Source organism: Pseudomonas sp. D3-10, assembly GCF_051132175.1.
Taxonomy (GTDB): Bacteria; Pseudomonadota; Gammaproteobacteria; order Pseudomonadales; family Pseudomonadaceae; genus Aquipseudomonas.
Map to the genome: position 1 here is coordinate 3,632,310 of NZ_CP071668.1, position 18,615 is coordinate 3,650,924.

Annotated in this window: 19 protein-coding genes; 14 read left to right on the forward strand and 5 right to left on the reverse strand. The window is 59.7% G+C overall.

The features are described 5' to 3' along the window. Positions 1-116 precede the first annotated feature (116 nt). A complete protein-coding gene (locus J3P90_RS16285) occupies positions 117-551 on the reverse strand; it encodes a rhodanese-like domain-containing protein (protein WP_420764584.1) in 435 nt (144 codons plus the stop codon). A 100-nt stretch (positions 552-651) separates the two neighbouring features. On the opposite strand from J3P90_RS16285, the gene ftrA reads away from it, so the two are divergent. Continuing rightward, positions 652-1,611 (forward strand): transcriptional regulator FtrA, encoded by a 960-nt coding sequence (gene ftrA, locus J3P90_RS16290; protein WP_434563395.1) that lies wholly within the window; start codon positions 652-654, stop codon positions 1,609-1,611. A gap of 37 nt (positions 1,612-1,648) precedes the next feature. On the opposite strand, the gene cobF is transcribed toward ftrA, so the two are convergent. Then, positions 1,649-2,404 carry a precorrin-6A synthase (deacetylating) gene (cobF, locus tag J3P90_RS16295; protein ID WP_434675043.1) on the reverse strand — a complete coding sequence of 252 codons (756 nt, stop codon included), beginning with the start codon at positions 2,402-2,404 and terminating at the stop codon, positions 1,649-1,651. Then, positions 2,401-2,967, reverse strand: coding sequence for a histidine phosphatase family protein (locus J3P90_RS16300; RefSeq protein ID WP_434675044.1), 567 nt, complete (start codon positions 2,965-2,967; stop codon positions 2,401-2,403). Before J3P90_RS16300 ends, cobF begins: the two co-directional genes overlap by 4 nt. A 297-nt stretch (positions 2,968-3,264) precedes the next feature. On the opposite strand from J3P90_RS16300, the gene J3P90_RS16305 reads away from it, so the two are divergent. The 8 genes from J3P90_RS16305 (at position 3,265) to J3P90_RS16340 (ending at position 9,313) form a co-directional block, all read left to right on the forward strand. Beyond that, positions 3,265-3,477, forward strand: coding sequence for a hypothetical protein (locus tag J3P90_RS16305; protein WP_434675045.1), 213 nt, complete (start codon positions 3,265-3,267; stop codon positions 3,475-3,477). Further along, entirely contained in the window at positions 3,461-4,213 is a 753-nt protein-coding gene (locus J3P90_RS16310) for an N-formylglutamate amidohydrolase (RefSeq protein WP_434610710.1), read from the forward strand. The genes J3P90_RS16305 and J3P90_RS16310 overlap by 17 nt, the downstream gene beginning before the upstream one ends. Positions 4,214-4,321: 108 nt before the next feature. After that, a complete protein-coding gene (locus J3P90_RS16315) occupies positions 4,322-5,338 on the forward strand; it encodes an arginine N-succinyltransferase (protein WP_434675046.1) in 1,017 nt (338 codons plus the stop codon). Positions 5,339-5,396: 58 nt separating this feature from the next. After that, on the forward strand, positions 5,397-6,431 hold the full coding sequence (gene astA, locus J3P90_RS16320; RefSeq protein ID WP_434563385.1) for an arginine N-succinyltransferase: 1,035 nt from the start codon (positions 5,397-5,399) through the stop codon (positions 6,429-6,431). 196 nt (positions 6,432-6,627) lie between these two features. After that, positions 6,628-7,401, forward strand: coding sequence for a hypothetical protein (locus J3P90_RS16325; protein ID WP_434650596.1), 774 nt, complete (start codon positions 6,628-6,630; stop codon positions 7,399-7,401). Beyond that, positions 7,398-8,057 carry a transposase gene (locus tag J3P90_RS16330; RefSeq protein ID WP_434563381.1) on the forward strand — a complete coding sequence of 220 codons (660 nt, stop codon included), beginning with the start codon at positions 7,398-7,400 and terminating at the stop codon, positions 8,055-8,057. The genes J3P90_RS16325 and J3P90_RS16330 overlap by 4 nt, the downstream gene beginning before the upstream one ends. A 17-nt stretch (positions 8,058-8,074) precedes the next feature. Beyond that, on the forward strand, positions 8,075-8,260 hold the full coding sequence (locus tag J3P90_RS16335) for a hypothetical protein (protein ID WP_420764594.1): 186 nt from the start codon (positions 8,075-8,077) through the stop codon (positions 8,258-8,260). A 183-nt stretch (positions 8,261-8,443) separates the two neighbouring features. Further along, positions 8,444-9,313: an isocitrate lyase/PEP mutase family protein gene (locus J3P90_RS16340; protein WP_420764595.1), complete on the forward strand. Its 870-nt coding sequence runs from the start codon at positions 8,444-8,446 to the stop codon at positions 9,311-9,313. Between the two features lie 139 nt (positions 9,314-9,452). Here the strand turns inward: J3P90_RS16340 and J3P90_RS16345 are convergent, their stop codons facing one another. Continuing rightward, the gene (locus J3P90_RS16345; RefSeq protein WP_420764596.1) at positions 9,453-10,682 is read right to left on the reverse strand and encodes an acyl-CoA dehydrogenase; all 1,230 of its coding nucleotides are present in this window, start codon (positions 10,680-10,682) and stop codon (positions 9,453-9,455) included. Positions 10,683-10,859: 177 nt separating this feature from the next. Here J3P90_RS16345 and J3P90_RS16350 point away from each other — a divergent pair, with 177 nt between their 5' ends. From J3P90_RS16350 to J3P90_RS16360, 3 genes are all read left to right on the forward strand, one after another. Continuing rightward, complete coding sequence (locus J3P90_RS16350; protein WP_434675047.1) at positions 10,860-11,789, forward strand: LysR family transcriptional regulator; 930 nt, start codon at positions 10,860-10,862, stop codon at positions 11,787-11,789. A 182-nt stretch (positions 11,790-11,971) separates the two neighbouring features. Next, positions 11,972-12,373: a MerR family transcriptional regulator gene (locus J3P90_RS16355; protein WP_420764598.1), complete on the forward strand. Its 402-nt coding sequence runs from the start codon at positions 11,972-11,974 to the stop codon at positions 12,371-12,373. Between the two features lie 71 nt (positions 12,374-12,444). After that, entirely contained in the window at positions 12,445-13,344 is a 900-nt protein-coding gene (locus tag J3P90_RS16360) for a hydroxymethylglutaryl-CoA lyase (protein WP_434563379.1), read from the forward strand. A 590-nt stretch (positions 13,345-13,934) separates the two neighbouring features. Here J3P90_RS16360 and J3P90_RS16365 read toward each other — a convergent pair. Next, positions 13,935-15,632, reverse strand: coding sequence for an AMP-binding protein (locus J3P90_RS16365; RefSeq protein ID WP_434563377.1), 1,698 nt, complete (start codon positions 15,630-15,632; stop codon positions 13,935-13,937). A 187-nt stretch (positions 15,633-15,819) separates the two neighbouring features. On the opposite strand from J3P90_RS16365, the gene J3P90_RS16370 reads away from it, so the two are divergent. Beyond that, positions 15,820-16,983: an isovaleryl-CoA dehydrogenase gene (locus tag J3P90_RS16370; protein ID WP_434650592.1), complete on the forward strand. Its 1,164-nt coding sequence runs from the start codon at positions 15,820-15,822 to the stop codon at positions 16,981-16,983. An 11-nt stretch (positions 16,984-16,994) separates the two neighbouring features. Beyond that, on the forward strand, positions 16,995-18,602 hold the full coding sequence (locus J3P90_RS16375) for a carboxyl transferase domain-containing protein (protein ID WP_434610695.1): 1,608 nt from the start codon (positions 16,995-16,997) through the stop codon (positions 18,600-18,602). Positions 18,603-18,615 lie beyond the last annotated feature (13 nt).

The following is an 18,615-nucleotide window of genomic DNA, read 5'->3' on the forward strand; positions in this document are numbered from 1 at the left end:
CGAAAAGCCTGACAGAGGCAAACGCTGGTGGCGAGGTTCTGCACCGCTCAGGACTGCTACGCAGCCCAGCGGGAGCAAGCTGCCTCGCCACAACGTGAACAAGCCGCCGGAAAATTTCAGCAATCGCAGCTGACGATCTTCTCCGCCACGCGCTCTACGGAACCGGTCAGGCGAAAGCCCTCGTCGAGCCAGCCCATGACGCCGCCAATCATTTCCTTGACCGGATACCCGAGGGTCGCCAGGCGGACCGCAGCCTTGTTGGCGCCGTTGCAGTGTGGCCCGGCGCAATAGACCACGAACAGAGTCGTCTCGGGATAGGCCGCCAGTGCGTGCGCCGTGAGCGTGCGGGTTGGAAGATTGATCGCCCCCGGCACATGCCCGCGCTCGTAGGCCAGCGGACCGCGTACATCCACCAGTACAAAATCGACATCGCCCGTTTCCTGGCTGGCATGGACATCGGAACAGTCGGTTTCGAACATCAGGCGCCGGCTGAAGTGTTGCAAGGCCAGGTCGGATGAGGCGGCAGGCACTTCGCTAACGGGGCTGGTCATGATTTTTACTCCTGGAACAAAAGGGCTCGAAGAGACTTTATCGACCTGGCGCTTACCGCTACAGTGGCGGATACGACACTCTGTGGGAATTTTCCGCCAAATGCATCCTACACCCGGCCTCGTCGCGATCCTTGCCTACGACGGCCTGTGCACGTTCGAGTTCGGCGTCGCCGTCGAGATATTCGGACTGGCACGGCCCGAGTTCGATTTCCCGTGGTATGAGCACCGCATCGTCGCCGTCGACGAAGGCCCGATGCGCGCCATGGGCGGCTTCCAGGTGCTGGCCGATGGCGGCATGGAACTGCTCGACAGCGCTCGTACGATTGTCGTGCCGGGCTGGCGCATTCGCAGCGGTCCGCCCTCCGATGCCCTGCTCCAGGCCCTGCGGCGAGCCCATGAACGCGGCGCCCGTTTGTTGTCGATCTGTTCAGGAGCGTTCGTGCTTGCCGCCACGGGGTTGCTCGACGGCCTGGGCGCCACGACTCATTGGCGCTACACCGACGAGCTCGCCGAGCGCTACCCCGCCATCGATGTGGATCCCGACGTTCTTTATGTCGATTCAGGCCAAGTGATCACGTCGGCTGGCAGCGCGGCAGGCATCGATGCGTGCCTGCACCTGGTTGCGCGGGATTTCGGAGCCCAGGTCGCCAACACCGTGGCACGCCGGCTGGTCATGCCGACGCAACGCACCGGCGGCCAGGCGCAATTCATTCCGTCGCCGGTCAGTCGCACACCGCGCAGCGACTTGTCCGGCGTCATGCAATGGGCCCGGGAGCGTCTCCACGAGCCGCTGGGTGTGCGCGAGCTGGCAAGCCACGCCGCCATGAGCGAACGAACCTTCCTGCGCCGCTTCACCCAGGCCTCTGGCCTTTCACCCAAGGCCTGGCTGCAACATGAACGCCTGGCTCGGGCGCGGGAACTGCTGGAGAGCACGAGCGACAACACCGACATCATTGCCCAACTCTGCGGCTACCGCTCGGTGGAAAGTTTCCGCGTGGCATTTCGTAGCGTGGTGGGGGTTGCGCCGTCGGTCTACCGAGAGCGGTTTGGGCGGGGATGAATCCAGCATGAGCTTCGCCCAGGTTTGCTCGCGACGCTCAGCGTCTGCGCAACAAGTACGTGTCCATGATCCAGCCATTGGCCTGCCGCGCCGCCTGGCGAGTGCGTTCGATGTCATCGGCCACGTCCCCCAGCCGGCCGGCGACCAGGATTTCGTCCGCCGTCCCTACATAGGCGCCCCAGTAGATGTGCAGGTCCGGATCGCTTACCTGACGATACGCGTCCTGCGCATCGAGCATCACCACCACGCTCTCCGCGTCGCCGACCTGCCCCGCCGCCAACCGCCGGCCAGTGGTGATCTCCAGCGAACCGCCAATGGTATTCAATGACACTTTATGTCGCGCCGCGAGGGCCTGGACGCTGGTGATGCCAGGGATCACTTCGAACTCGAAAGCGCAGCGTCCTGAATCAAGGATCGCCTGGAGGATACGCAAGGTGCTGTCGTACAACGACGGGTCGCCCCACACCAGGAAACCGCCGCATTGTCCGTCCGATAACTGCTCATCGATCAGCCCTTCGAAAATGGCCTGCTTCGCCCGATTCAGCTCCGTGACAGTGCCCGCGTAGTCCGAATCGCCGCGCTCACGCTCAGGACTGCTGGCTTCGACGAAACGGTAGGAATGGTCGGCGATATAGCGTCGACAGATCTCGCGGCGCAAGTCCAGCAACCCGTCCTTGGCAGGCCCCTTGTCCATCAGGAAAAATACATCCACCTGGTTCAAGGCCTTCACCGCCTGCATCGTCAAGTGGTCCGGATCACCTGCACCGATGCCGATCACCAAGAGTTTTTTCATGGTCGTGACTCCAAGGCTCGCAAGCGCCAAACCCCGTTGAATCGCAGGTCAACGACGCCAAGGGGTTCGATATCGATCCGGTTGAACATGGCCGGTTGGCAGCCCAGCACGTTCATCATGGCGGCGCGGATCACGAACGGATGGGTAACGGCCAACCAACGACCCGGGGTCTTTTCCAGCGACGCCAGCCAGTCACCGACGCGCCGACACAATTGGCTGACGGATTCACCGCCGTGGGGCGCGGCGTCCGGATCATCGCGCCACGCCTGGAGGTGCTGCGGTTCGGTCGCGAGCAACTCGTCGACCGACGCCCCCCGCCACCGTCCGAAATCACAATCGGCCAATGCCGGGGTCACCACGGGTGAGTCACCCAACAAGGCCGCCGTCTGGCGCGTCCTCAGTTCCGGCCCGCAGAGCAGATGCCGGACATGGTGGTATTGGCGACCGATGTCGGGGCGCTTCGCCAGCCAACCGGCATCCAGCGGTTCGTCCAGGCCCAAGCGAGCGCTTTTCTGAGCGGCGGTGCGGGCGTGGCACATCAAGGTCAGGCGGGTCGCTTGCACGGGGAATTCTCGGGCGGTTGGAGGGGATCAGTGACAGGGCAATGGCGCACTTTGTTGTACAGCACCTTATATGAACTCCAATAACGTTGGACAAAAAGGCGTTATGTCCGACACCGGCAGAAGCATTACCTGACATACAAAGGCACCTCAACCAAAGCCTTGCCCTACAAGGCTTACACATAAGTTCAGACTTTTTAAACGGAACGTAAAAACCTCTGGACACGTAGCACCCGCTACCCAAATACTATTTTCGAAATGATGAAAAAAACCCAACACCCATCCAGGCAAGGAGCACGGATGCCTCTCTCCAGAGACCAGACCAGCGATCCATGCCTGGTTTTGCCGCCATCGGAAAGCCAGGCCATAGATGCCCTGCGCAGTCGGGCATTGTTCGAAGCGGCGTCCAGCCCGCTGGTTGAAGCCTGTCCAGCCTTGAAGGCCCGGGAGCCGGCCTTGACCCAGGCGTCGCCATCTGCCGAGCCTTGTGAACACTATGCGCGAACCCATTGAATGCGCCGAATCAGGTCTGTACACCAAGCCTGCTTTCAGATTGCTGCGGGAAGAGTCGGACCATCCGCTGCTGCTGGTCTGTGAACATGCCAGCCGATTCATCCCAGGCGCGCTCAATGACCTGGGTCTGGATGAGACGGCGGCCCAGGAACATATCGCCTGGGACATCGGTGCCCTGGCCTTGGCCGAGCGGCTGTCCGAAACCCTTGGCGCGACCCTGCTGTCGGCCAACTACTCGCGACTGTTGATCGACCTGAACCGCCCATTGCACGTCCCCGACAGCATCCCGGCGCAAAGCGAGATCTACCAGATCCCCGGCAACCACTCGCTGGACGACGCCACGCGCGAATACCGCCAGCAGTGCCTGTTCCACCCTTTTCATGACCAACTGCGAACCCTGATCGACCGCCGCCTGGCTGACAACCGGGTCGTGCGGGTAGTGGGCATCCATAGTTTCACCCCGGTGTTCTACGGCCAGCCGCGCGCACTCGAGGCCGGCGTCCTGTTTGGCGAAGCCAGGGAATATGCCCAGCACATCGTCGAAGGGCTGGCCCGGCACTCGCTGCGGGTCGCCGGCAACCAGCCCTACAAGGTCAGCCCCTTGAGCGACATGACGGTTCCGGTACATGGCGACGGCCGCGGCCTGGATTCGGTGCTGATCGAAGTGCGCAACGACCAACTGCGCAGCCTCGAGTCGTTAAGGACCTGGAGCGCATACCTCGCTCCCCTGCTATAAACACGACGGTGTAGAGTTTTCAGCTGCAAAGCAACAACGCGTGGACAACGACAGTGATCGTCAAGCCCGGTGCCTATAAGCGGGTTCTTTGGAACAGGAGTGCAATCCATGCTGGCTTTACGTCCAGTTCAATTGACCGATTTGCCGCAACTGCAACAGCTGGCCCGCGATAGCCTGGTAGGCGTCACTTCGCTTCCCGACGACGTCGATCACCTGCGGGAAAAAATTCTCGCCTCGTGCGCCTCCTTCGAGGCCGAAGTGCACATCCCGGGCGGGGAGAATTATTTTTTTGTTTTGCAGGAGCTGGAATCAGGTCGCCTCGTGGGCTGTTCGGAAATTGTCGCCACCACGGGTTGCGGCGAACCATTCTACAGCCTGCGCAACCGGCCGTTTTCCAGCGAATCCCGCGAGCTGAACATCCAGCACGGCGTACCCGCGCTGTCGCTCTGCCAGGACCTCAACGGTCAGACGCTGCTGCGCGGTTTCCACATCGACGCTGCACGGGTACGCACGCCGGAGTCGGAGTTGCTTTCCCGGGCGCGGCTGATGTTCATCGGCGCCCACCCGCGGCGCTTTGCCGACTCGGTGATCACTGAGATCGTCGGTTTCAGCAGCGAGGATGGCCAGTCGCCCTTCTGGGACGCCGTCGGACAGCATTTTTTCGACCTGCCCTACAGCGAGGCCGAACGTCTGTGCGGCTTGCGCAGCCGAACCTTCCTCGCAGAGCTGATGCCTCAATACCCGATCTATGTCCCGATGCTGCCCCCGGCGGCCCAGGCCTGCATAGGCCGGGTCCACCCGGACGGCCAGGAAGCCTTCGACATCCTCGAGCGCGAGGGTTTCGAAACCAACAACTACGTGGATATCTTCGACGGTGGCCCCACGCTGCACGCCCGGGTCGCGAACATCCGCTCGATCACCCAGAGTCACTTGGCTATCGCGCGCCAGAGCCGACATATCGACGCCACGGGTCGCTACCTGGTCAGCAACGATCGCCTGGGCCATTACCGAGCCATTGTCGCCGACCTGGAAGTCAACGGCGAAGGCCCTGTCCCATTGCAGCCCGATATGTTGCAAGCGTTGGGCATTGCAGAGGGTGACCGGATCCGGGTGGCCCGCCTATGAGACGCCTTCGAGCCCGTCTATGGCAACATCGCGCCCGGCATGATCAAGGAGCGACACCATGATTGTCCGCCCGGTCGCCCTGACCGACCTGCCTGCGTTGATGGACCTGGCGCGCTGCGCCGGCCCGGGGTTTACCAGCCTGCCGGCCAATGAAGAACGCCTGGCGCACCGAGTGCGCTGGGCCCAACGGACCTTCGCCGGGCAGGTGGAACGTGCCGATGCCGACTACCTGTTCGTGCTGGAGGACGACGACCGGCACGTGGTGGGTATCAGCGCGCTGACCGGTGCGGTGGGGGTGCGCGAGCCCTGGTACAACTACCGCGTGGGTGTGACCGTCAGCTCGGCGCCTGAATTGGGCATCCAGCGACAGATCCCGACGCTGTTCCTCAACAACGAAATGACCGGTCAATCGGAAATCTGCTCGCTGTTCCTTCATCCCCATCAGCGCCGTGGCCATAACGGGCGTTTGCTGTCCCTGGCGCGCCTGCTGTTCGTGGCCGAGTTTTCCCAGCTGTTTGGCGAAAAGCTGATTGCAGAATTGCGCGGTCGCGCGGACGACCAGGGCTGCTCGCCTTTCTGGGATAGCCTGGGACGACACTTCTTCAACAAGGACTTCAGCTACGCCGACCAGTTGGCTGGCATGGGCAACAAGGCCTTCATCGCCGAGCTGATGCCACGCCAACCGTTGTACACCTGCCTACTCACCGAGCAGGCCCAGGCAGCGATAGGCAAAGCGCATCCGGACACCGAACCCGCCTTGAAAATCCTCGGTGCCGAAGGCTTCGCCCACAAGGGATACGTGGACATCTTTGACGGCGGGCCGGTCATCGAGGCACCTGTCTCGAAGATCCGCAGCGTACGCGACAGCCAGCCACTGACCTTGACGATCGGCACGCCGGACGGGCAGGCGCCGGTGTGGCTGATCCACAACCGGCGCCTGGAAAGCTGCCGCGTCACCAGCGCCCGGGCCCACCTGCATGGTCAAAGCCTGCTCGTTGACCGCGCCACAGCCCAACGTCTGCAAGTGCAACCGGGCGACACGGTACGCGCCGTGACGTTGCTCAGGCCGCGGGAACAGGCCGAGGCGGCATAAATCCGCCGCCCTGTCCCGGCACTTTCCATTTACTCCTCGCGCAACGTGAGGATGTAACACTAAACAATAACAACCCTCTTTAACCAGAAAGCAACTCGATATTTCCCCGGCAATACTTGTCGACAATTAGCAAGTTGCCTCCCACCCTGTCCAACTCCATACTTTTCAACACCGACCCACTGCAACGAAAACGATCATGATCAAAAATCTAATTACCGAGATAGTTTCGCCAACGGACATTGCGGAAACAATTAAATCATTGGACATGACCTCAGAAACAAGACAACTGGTTTCTCAACTTACCGCCGCACCCGACTTTGCCAGGGAGCAATTCCGGCGGGCAACAATCATGAACGCCACCAACCCGCATACGGGAACCGTGATACTGCACCAGACGAATATAGGCAATATAAGTGTTAAATCACCTACATTCGACTCAACTTCATCGCCACTGTACTCAGTGCCCGGCCACAGCATTTTATTCGCGCTTGACCGCCCCTTCCAGGTCCAGCGATACACTTTGATGGAACAGTGTATCGAAAAGGCCGACAGCGTTATTGTTGACGAAAGAAACCCGCTGATCATCGACGGCCGTCATACATTATTCGACTACATCCAAACCGACCCCAAGCCAGCCAGACTTACGGGGCGAATCAATCTGCCAAACAGAGCGGCCGATATCAGCGTATTCGATCGTGTCACATTGAAAAAGATAGCGTGGTTGCCCCACGATGAAAGTGCCTCTCGTTATCTGGTCAGCCTGGAGCTGCTCGACACAATCCAAGACCTCGATGGCGTCAAGGTCGCGGAGGAGTTGGTCTACCACTATCATCCCGCTGTGGTGTGGAAAGCCTTCCAGATACTCTACCGAGCGGACCGGCCCAAGGCGCTGGCATACGCTCCATTGCTGAAAAAACACAAAAGTGCGCGCCTGGACAGCTTGCTTCGTCCACTGGAGAAGGCCGCATGAAACTCGACACTTTCCTGGAGCGCATAAACACTTACGATCTGCAGCGTGACAAAGCCGATGTCATTGAAGACATGCGCCAGCTGGCGACGAATCGTTCTTTATTGAGTCACCATCTGCATGACGTAATACAGAGAGATGGTTTCGCCATCCGCAACAATATCTACAATGCCTATGCCTTTGTACTGCACAGCAACGATGAGTTTACCCTGCGCCTGGGATTCTGGGCACCCGTGGAAACACATGACGAGAGCAAGACCTTCATCTACAACCTGAACCATAATCATGACTTCGACATGTATGCGGTGGGCTATAGCGGAGATGGTTATACAACGGTTGTCCGCGAAATACTTGATGAACTTCCCTTACAAATGGGCAAGGTGCCCAGATTAGGTAAGGAACGAAGCGTAAAACTGGCGCCAGGCGAAGTTTTATACATGCCTGCATTTCGAGAGATCCACAAACAGATCGCGCCTCGGTCAATGTCTGCATCGTTGAGTCTGCTCATTCATCCTGAACACTCGATCAGACCGGACGAAGCCTGGTGTTTCGATGAAAACTATAAGCCGTTTTACCCCGGCGTAGCTGCGCAAGAGACAGCGTTATTCAAAGACACGCTGTCGTTGCTCAACCCCGGGCAGTCATTGGCTGCCCTATAACCAAAAGAGGAAAAAACATGGATAACCTGATGAACAACTGGGACCAAGCGCCTTTGCTGCGAGCCGGTACGGATGCGGTGGATACCGCTGTCCAATTGACGAACGAGAACGAAGTCTTCTGCACTATTCCCTTCTCGACCCGCTTCAACGTTGGAAACATTCACGAGATCAAGAAGATGTGGGGGGAAACGACCCTGTCCTGACATCGTTTAAGCTGTAGGCACTCGCCAGGCTACAGGCCTTCCGGTCTGTGGCCTTTTTTGGTGCACTGCAAAGCATGGCCCATGCACATTCGTCATCATCTTTGTGCCTGCCGCATGATAGCCTTTGGTTTTTCGGCGTTGACACTTTTGCTCAAGCCCTTCCATTCCATTGGTGGAACTTATATGTCCAGGCTTTCCCATCAAGATTTGCGTCGCAACTTCCGCCAATTGCTGGCTTCCGACACGTGCTACCACACTGCGTCCGTATTCGACCCGATGTCAGCGCGCATAGCCGCAGACCTGGGATTCGAAGTGGGGATCCTCGGCGGCTCGGTCGCTTCATTGCAAGTGTTGGCCGCGCCGGATTTTGCCTTGATCACTCTCAGTGAATTTGCCGAACAGGCTACCCGCATCGGTCGCGTGGCCCAGCTGCCGGTGATCGCCGACGCTGACCACGGCTACGGCAACGCGCTGAACGTGATGCGCACGATCATCGAGCTCGAACGCGCCGGCATTGCCGCGCTGACGATCGAAGACACCCTGCTGCCCGCCCAGTTCGGCCGCAAGTCCACGGACCTCATCAGCGTGGCCGAAGGCGTCGGCAAGATCCGCGCCGCCCTGGAGGCCCGCGTCGATTCGGAGATGGCCATCATCGCCCGGACCAACGCGGGAATACTGCCGGTTCAGGAAATCATCAGCCGCACCCAACAATACGAACGTGCCGGCGCCGATGGGATCTGCATGGTCGGGGTACAGGACTTCGAGCATCTGGAAAAGATCAGCGAGAACCTGAACGTGCCGCTGATGCTGGTCACTTACGGCAACCCGCTGCTGCGTGACGACAAACGCCTGGCCGAGCTGGGTGTACGGATCACCATCGATGGCCACGGCGCCTATTTCGCCGCGATCAAGGCCACTTATGACAGCCTGCGGGAACAGCGCCAGATCTTTACCCAGGCCTCGGACCTGAGCGCCACCGAACTGACCCACACCTACACCCAGCCCGAGGAGTACATCCGTTGGGCCGAGGAATACATGAGCGTCAAGGAATAAGCTCATTCACCGTCCAGGAGACGGCCGTCGCGAGCAAGCTCGCTTCCAAGGTGCTTGCGGTGAACGCCAATGCTGCGTTCATCCAACAAACTCAGTGGGAGCGAGCCTGTTCGCGATTACGTGTCAGTGTGAAGAAGCTTCAATGCCCGCTGCGCAACATCTCCTTGGGCACATACTTGCCGATCTCGAACTTGCCGATGGCGGCGCGGTGGACTTCATCCGGGCCGTCGGCCAGGCGCAACGTTCGCTGCATGGCATACATGTAGGCCAGCGGAAAGTCGTTGGAAACCCCAGCCCCGCCATGAATCTGGATCGCCCGGTCGATGACCTTCAGCGCCACGTTCGGCGCAACGACCTTGATCTGGGCGATTTCGCTCTTGGCCACTTTGTTGCCCACCGTGTCCATCATATAGGCCGCCTTCAACGTCAGCAGGCGAGCCATGTCGATCTCCATCCGCGAATCGGCGATCTTGTCGATGTTGCCACCCAGGCGCGCCAGTGGCTTGCCGAAGGCGGTGCGACTGATGGCCCGCTGGCACATCAATTCCAATGCGCGCTCCGCCATGCCGATGGAGCGCATACAGTGATGAATCCGGCCCGGGCCGAGGCGGCCCTGGGCAATTTCGAAACCGCGGCCCTCGCCTAGCAGGACGTTTTCGTACGGCACCCGCACGTTGTCGAACAGCACTTCGGCGTGGCCATGGGGCGCGTCGTCGTAACCGAACACCGGCAATGGCCGGACGATCTTGACCCCGGGCGTGTCCACCGGCACCAGGATCATCGAATGCTGGGCGTGACGAGGTGCATCGGGATTGCTCAGGCCCATGAAGATCAGGATCTTGCAGCGCGGGTCGCAGGCGCCTGAGGTCCACCACTTTTTACCGTTGATGACCCACTGGTCTCCATCGCGCTCGGCACGGGCGGCCATGTTGGTGGCATCCGACGAAGCGACGTCCGGTTCAGTCATGGCGAAGGCCGAGCGAATCTCTCCCCGCAGCAACGGTTCCAGCCAGCGCTGCTTTTGTTCTTCATTGGCGTAACGCACCAGCACTTCCATGTTGCCGGTGTCCGGCGCCGAGCAGTTGAACGGCTCCGGCCCCAGCAGCGAGCGCCCCATGATCTCCGCCAGCGGCGCATATTCAAGGTTGGTCAAGCCTGCGCCCAGTTCGGATTCCGGCAGGAACAGATTCCACAGCCCTTCGGCCCGGGCCTTGGCCTTCAGCTCCTCCATGATCGCGGTGGGTTGCCAACGGTCACCTTCGGCCACTTGTCGTTCGAATACCGCTTCGGCCGGGTAGACATGCGCATCCATGAACGCCGTAACGCGTTCACGCAGCTCCTGAACCTTGGGGGAATAGGCAAAATCCATGGGCAGCACCTTCTTGGCAGAGGTTGTTTTTAGGTCATGGAATCGATGCTAGTTGAGCTACGAAAATTTACCTAACCTATTCTCGGCGTGTATTAACATTCATCACCGATATATGGTTCACTGATTTGCATTGCCACCCGGCACCTCATACAAGCCCAAGAATAAGAGTGCAGCGCCATGAATCTGAGCAAGGTCGACCTCAACCTTTTCATTGTCTTCGATGCGATCTACACCGAAGCCAACCTGACCCGTGCCGGGCAGATCGTCGGCATCACTCAGCCGGCCGTGTCCAATGCCCTGGCGCGTTTGCGCGAGACCTTCAATGATCCGCTGTTCGTGCGCACCGCCCAGGGCATGGTGCCTACACCGATGGCCCAGAATATTATCGGGCCGGTGCGCAACGCCCTGTCGCTGCTGCGGGTATCGGTACAGGAAAGTCGGATCTTCAACCCACTGCAAGCCGTCAAGACCTACCGCATCAGCATGACCGACCTCACCGAGGGCGTGATCCTGCCGCCACTGTTCCAGCGCCTGCGTCGCCTGGCGCCGACCGTGGCTATCGAGAGTTTCCTGTCCAAGCGCCGGGAAACCACCAAGGAGCTGGCCGCCGGACGCCTGGACTTCGCGGTGGACGCCCCGCTCAACACCGACCCACAAGTACGCCACGTCAAGCTGATGGAGGACCGTTACGTCTGCGCCATGCGCAAGGGCCATCCGCTGGCGAACAACGAAAAACTCAGCCTCGACGATTACCTGGCCCAGACCCACGTGCATATTTCCAGTCGCCGCAACGGCCTGGGTTACGTGGACCTGGCCCTCGGCAAAATGGGCATACAGCGCAAGATTGCCCTGCGTTCGCAGCATTATCTGATGGCGTCCCAGGTGCTCCAGCAGACCGATATGGTCATGACTGTTCCGGAGCGCTTCACACGCCGCCATGACCTGCATGCGGTCCACGTGCCCGTCAACGATGTGCCGCCAGTGGAAACCCATCTCTACTGGCACGAAAGCACCGACCAGGACCCGGCCAATCGTTGGATGCGCGAGCAGATCATCGAACTGTGCCAACAGGTGACGGCCCATGAGAAGAAGCTCGATAAGGTTTAGCCTGTCCAATGTGGGAGCGAGCCTGCTCGCGATAGCGTCGGATCAGTCACTATTCATATTGGCTGGACTACCGCTTTCGCGAGCAGGCTCGCTCCCACAGGTTTCGTCGACAGCTCATTGCTTGACGTGAACGTCAACCTGGAATTAGCTTAGCGCCAACTCCTATCATTTCGAGCGCTTCCATGAGCAGCCTGACCTACAGCATCTCCGATCTCGCCCGCGAGTTGGATATCACCACTCGAGCCATCCGCTTCTATGAAGAACAGGGTCTTTTGCGTCCGGAGCGCCGAGGCCAGGAACGTGTTTACTCGCCACGGGACAAAGTCAGCCTGAAACTGATCCTGCGGGGCAAACGCATTGGGTTTTCCCTCGCTGAATGCCGTGAGCTGATCGAGCTGTACGACCCCACCAGCGGCAATCAGAAACAGTTGCACAGCATGCTGGCGAAAATTGCCGAGCGTCGTGAGCAACTCGAACAGCAGCTGTTGGACATCGAACAGATGAAACTGGAACTCGACACCGCCGAGGAACGTTGCATCCAGGCGCTGGAACAGACGCTCAAGGGCGAGGAAACCGTCCAGTAACACAGCAGTTATCCAGTGGGAGCGAGCAAGCTCGCTTCCACACCGAGCCCATTCACCACAGGTCAATCCCCATGTCCCTGCCCTCTTTTGTACGCCTGATCGAAGTCGGCCCCCGCGACGGGCTGCAGAATGAATCGCAACCCATCAGCGTCACCGACAAGGTGCGCCTGGTGGATGCCTTGAGCGCCGCGGGCCTCGGTTACATCGAGGTTGGCAGTTTTGTCTCGCCCAAATGGGTGCCGCAAATGGCCGGCTCGGCCGAGGTGTTCGCGCAGATTCAGCGCAAGCCCGGTGTGACCTACGGCGCGTTGGCGCCGAACCTGCGGGGGTTCGAGGACGCGCTGGCGGCAGGCGTCAAGGAGGTTGCGGTGTTCGCGGCGGCATCCGAAGCATTTTCCCAACGCAACATCAATTGCTCCATCAAGGAAAGCCTGGAACGTTTCGCCCCGATCATGGAGGCAGCACAGCGCAACGGTGTCAACGTACGCGGGTACGTGTCGTGTGTGCTGGGCTGTCCTTATGAAGGCGCGGTCGAACCCGAGCAAGTGGCCTGGGTCGCCCGGGAGCTGTACGACATGGGCTGCTACGAGGTTTCCCTCGGCGACACCATCGGGACGGGCACCGCCGGCGCCACACGCAGGATGTTTGAAGTGGTTTCGGGTGACGTTCCCCGGGAAAAACTCGCGGGACACTTCCATGACACCTATGGCCAGGCAATGGCCAACGTCTACGCCAGCCTTCTGGAAGGTATCGCCGTGTTCGACAGTTCCATTTCCGGCTTGGGCGGCTGTCCCTATGCCAAGGGCGCCAGCGGTAACGTCGCCACCGAGGACGTGCTTTACCTGCTCAAGGGGCTGGGTATCGAAACCGGTATCGACCTGGACGCACTGATTGCCGCGGGCCAGCAGATTTGTGACGTGCTGGGCCGCCCCACCGGTTCGCGTGTTGCAAAGGCGCGGCTGGCGCAGTGAGGTGTTACCGCCCTCGTCTGTAACGGGGGTGAAACGAGTAACACGGAAACAATTTGTCTGGGATTGGCCGTCCTGATTTTTTCGAGAAAATCACAAGTCATTGTTCTATATAGATTTTTAAAAGTTGGCACGCCACCTGCTATATCTCCTGCACAACAAGAATAAAAAAAAGCGACAAACCCAATAAAAACAAGACGAAACGACTCTGGCATAACAAAAACAACACGGCAGAGACGCAGCTAACAGATTTTTTTGGAGAAGATGTGCTTTTCAGGGTGCTTTCAGGAGCAACCCGCAACCGGGCAGAGAACAATAAAACTACCTTCAGGTAGCGCCCGAATCGGTTGGATCGCCAGGCGAAAAAGCAGATCAGCGCTCAAAAAAATACGTTTGCTCTTGATCCCGGATGGGGATCGCCAAAAACAGCGGTAAAGGGTCACGGCTGCCAAAAACAACAACAGGCCGCCCCTCAATAATAAAAAAAGAGCACGCGACGACAAAATTAAAGGGGAGCTTCGGCTCCCCTTTGTGCTGTCTGGCGTTTGGGTTTTCCTGCGGGAGCGAGCAAGCTCGCCCCACAGGGAAGTTACTCAGCCATTGCTATCGCTCAGTTCTTCGATGCTGATTTCCCGCATGCGAAATTTCTGGATCTTGCCCGTGACCGTCATGGGGAATTCTTCGACGAACTTGAAATGCCGCGGCGTCTTGAAGTGAGCAATTCGCTCCTTGCACCACGCTTGCAGCTCTTGCTCGGAGGCGCTGTGCCCGGGGTGGAACTTGATCCAGGCTACGATCTCTTCGCCATAACGCGAGCAAGGTATGCCAATCACTTGTACGTCGGCCACTGCGGGATGAGTGAAAAAGAATTCTTCCAACTCCCGAGGATAAACATTCTCTCCACCACGGATGATCATGTCCTTGTTGCGCCCGACGATACGCACGTAACCCTGCCCATCCATGATCGCCAGGTCGCCGGTGTGCATCCAGCCTTGCGAGTCGATGGCTTCGGCACTGCCCTTGGGATTATTCCAATAGCCGAGCATCACGCTGTAGCCTCGCGTACACAACTCACCGATGGTGCCGCGAGGGACGATTTCCCCCGCCTGGTCGATGATTTTGCTTTCCAGTTGCGGCTGAGTGCGGCCGACGGTAGTGACGCGTAATTCCAATTCATCTGTAGGACCAGTCTGCAACGACACCGGACTGGTTTCCGTCATGCCGTAGGCAATTTGCACCTCAGCCATGTGCATCTCGTTGATGACTCGCCGCATCACCTCGATGGGGCACGTAGCGCCGGCCATGATCCCGGTACGCAGGCTGGACAGGTCGAAATCCCCCCGTTGCGGCTGGTCCAGCATGGCAATGAACATGGTGGGCACACCATACAACGCGGTGGCTTTTTCCTCGGCCACGGTGCGCAGGGTCAGCAACGGATCGAACGCGTCGTTGGGGTAGATCATGGTGCTGGCGTGCGTCACGCAACCCAGGTTGCCCATGACCATGCCAAAACAGTGATACAGCGGCACTGGGATCACCAAGCGATCGCCAGCGCTCAGGCCGAGGCTTTCACCCACCATGTAGCCGTTGTTGAGAATATTGTGATGACTAAGGGTCGCCCCCTTGGGAAACCCGGTGGTCCCGGAGGTGTACTGGATATTCACGGGCTGATCGAAACGCAGGCTGGCCTGGCGCTCGGCCAGTTGCCCTGGCGACACCGAGGCACCCAGGGCCGTCAACTGCGACCAAGGCAGGAAGCCTGAGGGTGGCTGCGGATCGAGGCTGATCACACCGCGCAGATCCGCAAGGCGCTCGCTGTGCAAATGCCCGATAGGTTGCTCTGCCAGTTCCGGCGCCAATGCTTGCAACATGGCATGGTAATCCGAGGTCTTGAATGACCCCGCGCACACCAGCCACTGGCAGCCGGACTGCTTGAGTACGTACTCCAGTTCGGAGGCACGATACGCCGGGTTGATATTGACGAGAATCACGCCGATCTTCGCACTGGCGAACTGACTCACGCACCACTGCGCACAGTTGGGCGCCCATATGCCCAGGCGATCGCCTGTCTTCAACCCCAACGCCAAAAAAGCCCGTGCGTGTAAGTCGACCACTTCGGCCAGTTCGTGCCACTTGTAGCGCAGCGACTGGTGACGAACCACCAGTGCTTCGCCATCAGGGCATCGAGCCACGGTCTGGTCGAATGCTTGGCCAATGGTCTGCTCTAACAAGGACTTGGCTTGGCTCCCTCGGGTGTAGCTCGATTGCGCTTGCGAACCGGGTTGATCCATGACGACCCCTCTTGTCTTTATTCGGTGGGTGTATCGGCAATTTCCGTAGGAAAGCGGCCTTACTCTCGCCCAAGTTGACGTTAACGTAAAGAGCGATTGACAGCCATCCGTCACAAGCTTACGTTAACGTAAAGGTGAGAGCAGTCCTGCTACTTTCCGCACCCGACAAAAAAACAAAAGGTGTCCCATGAGCTACCCATCCCTGAATTTTGCCCTTGGCGAAACCATCGATATGTTGCGCGACCAGGTCCAGTCCTTCGTCAAGGCCGAGCTGGCGCCTAGGGCAGCCCAGATCGACATCGACAATCTGTTCCCTGCCGACATGTGGCGCAAATTCGGCGACATGGGCCTGCTGGGCATCACTGTGCCGGAAGAATACGGCGGTGCCGGCCTGGGCTATCTGGCCCACGTGGTCGCCATGGAGGAAATCAGCCGCGGCTCGGCCTCGGTCGCCCTTTCCTACGGCGCCCACTCCAACCTGTGCGTCAATCAAATCAACCGCAACGGCACCCATGAGCAAAAGAGCAAGTACCTGCCCAAGCTCATCAGTGGCGAACATGTCGGCGCCCTCGCCATGAGCGAACCGAATGCCGGCTCCGACGTGGTTTCCATGAAACTGCGCGCCGAAAAACGTGGCGACCGCTTTGTGCTCAACGGCAGCAAGACCTGGATCACCAACGGGCCCGATGCCAACACCTACGTCATTTACGCCAAGACTGACCTGGAAAAAGGCCCTCATGGCATCACTGCGCTCATCGTCGAACGCGATTGGAAAGGCTTCAGCCGCAGCAACAAATTCGACAAACTCGGCATGCGCGGCTCCAACACATGCGAGTTGTTTTTCGATGACGTCGAAGTGCCCGAGGAAAATATCCTCGGCGTGCTCAATGGTGGCGTGAAAGTTTTGATGAGCGGCCTCGACTATGAGCGCGTGGTCTTGTCCGGTGGCCCGACCGGCATCATGCAGGCGTGCATGGACCTGATCGTTCCGTACATCCACGACCGCAAGCAGTTCGGCCAGAGCATCGGCGAATTTCAGTTGATCCAAGGCAAGGTCGCCGACATGTACACCCAGCTCAACGCCAGCCGCGCCTATCTGTACGCAGTGGCCCAGGCGTGCGAGCGCGGCGAAACCACCCGCAAGGACGCCGCCGGGGTGATCCTCTACAGCGCCGAGCGCGCCACGCAGATGGCCCTCGATGCCATCCAGATATTGGGCGGCAACGGCTACATCAATGAATTCCCGGCTGGTCGTCTTCTGCGTGACGCCAAGCTGTACGAAATCGGCGCGGGCACCAGTGAGATTCGTCGGATGTTGATTGGCCGCGAACTGTTCAACGAAACCCGCTAACGGAGCTGACCATGGCCACGCTGCACACCCAGCTCCACACCCGCTCGCCCGAGTTCATCGCCAACCGCGACGCGATGCTTGGACAGGTCGAGGCTTTGCGCACCTTGCTCACACACATCCAGCAAGGCGGCGGGCCCAAGGCCCAGGAGCGGCACACGTCCCGGGGCAAATTGCTCCCGCGCGAACGCATCAATCGCTTGCTGGATCCAGGCTCGCCCTTTTTGGAAATCAGCCCGCTGGCGGCTTACGAAGTCTACGGGGAAGACGTGCCGGCGGCCGGCGTGATCGCCGGCATCGGTCGCGTGGAAGGCGTCGAGTGCATGATTGTCGCTAACGACGCGACGGTCAAAGGCGGTTCGTATTATCCGCTGACGGTGAAAAAACACCTGCGGGCCCAGACCATCGCCCAACAGAACCGCCTGCCCTGCATTTACCTGGTGGATTCCGGCGGCGCGAACCTGCCACGCCAGGATGAAGTGTTCCCCGACCGCGAGCATTTCGGCCGCATTTTCTTCAACCAGGCCAACATGAGTGCCCAGGGCATCCCGCAGATTGCCGTGGTCATGGGCTCCTGCACCGCCGGCGGCGCCTATGTGCCGGCGATGGCGGACGAGGCGATCATGGTCCGCCAGCAGGCGACGATCTTCCTCGCCGGCCCGCCCCTGGTAAAAGCCGCTACCGGCGAAGTGGTCAGCGCCGAAGACCTGGGTGGTGCCGATGTGCACTGCAAGATTTCCGGGGTGGCCGACCATTACGCCGACAGCGACGAGCACGCCCTCGCATTGGCACGTCGCAGCGTGGCCAACCTCAATTGGCGCAAGCTTGGCGATGTGCAGCAACGCGCACCCATCGCCCCGCTGTATTCGAGTGACGAGCTTTATGGTGTGGTCTCGGCCGATGCCAAGCAGCCGTTCGATGTGCGGGAGGTCATTGCGCGGCTTGTCGATGGTTCGGTGTTCGACGAATTCAAGGCGCTGTTCGGAACGACCCTGGTGTGCGGCTTCGCGCATTTGCACGGTTATCCAATCGCCATCCTCGCCAATAACGGCATCCTGTTCGCCGAGGCCGCGCAGAAAGGCGCGCATTTCATCGAACTGGCCTGCCAGCGCGGGATTCCCCTGTTGTTCCTGCAAAACATCACGGGCTTTATGGTCGGCCAGAAATACGAAGCCGGCGGCATCGCCAAGCACGGCGCGAAACTGGTGACCGCCGTGGCCTGCGCCCGGGTACCGAAGTTCACCGTAATCATCGGTGGCAGTTTCGGCGCGGGGAACTATGGCATGTGCGGCCGCGCCTATGACCCGCGGTTCCTGTGGATGTGGCCCAATGCCCGGATCGGCGTGATGGGTGCCGAGCAAGCCGCCGGCGTGCTCGTGCAAGTCAAGCGCGAACAGGCCGAACGCAGCGGCCAGCCCTTCAGCGCCAGCCAGGAAGCCGAGATCAAGCAACCGATTCTCGATCAATACGAAGAACAGGGGCACCCCTATTATTCCAGCGCGCGGCTGTGGGACGACGGCGTCATCGACCCGGCGCAGACCCGCGATGTGCTGGGGCTGGCCCTGTCCGCGTCGCTGAACGCGCCCATCGAACCGAGCCGCTTCGGCGTGTTCAGGATGTAACCGGGAAAACGCC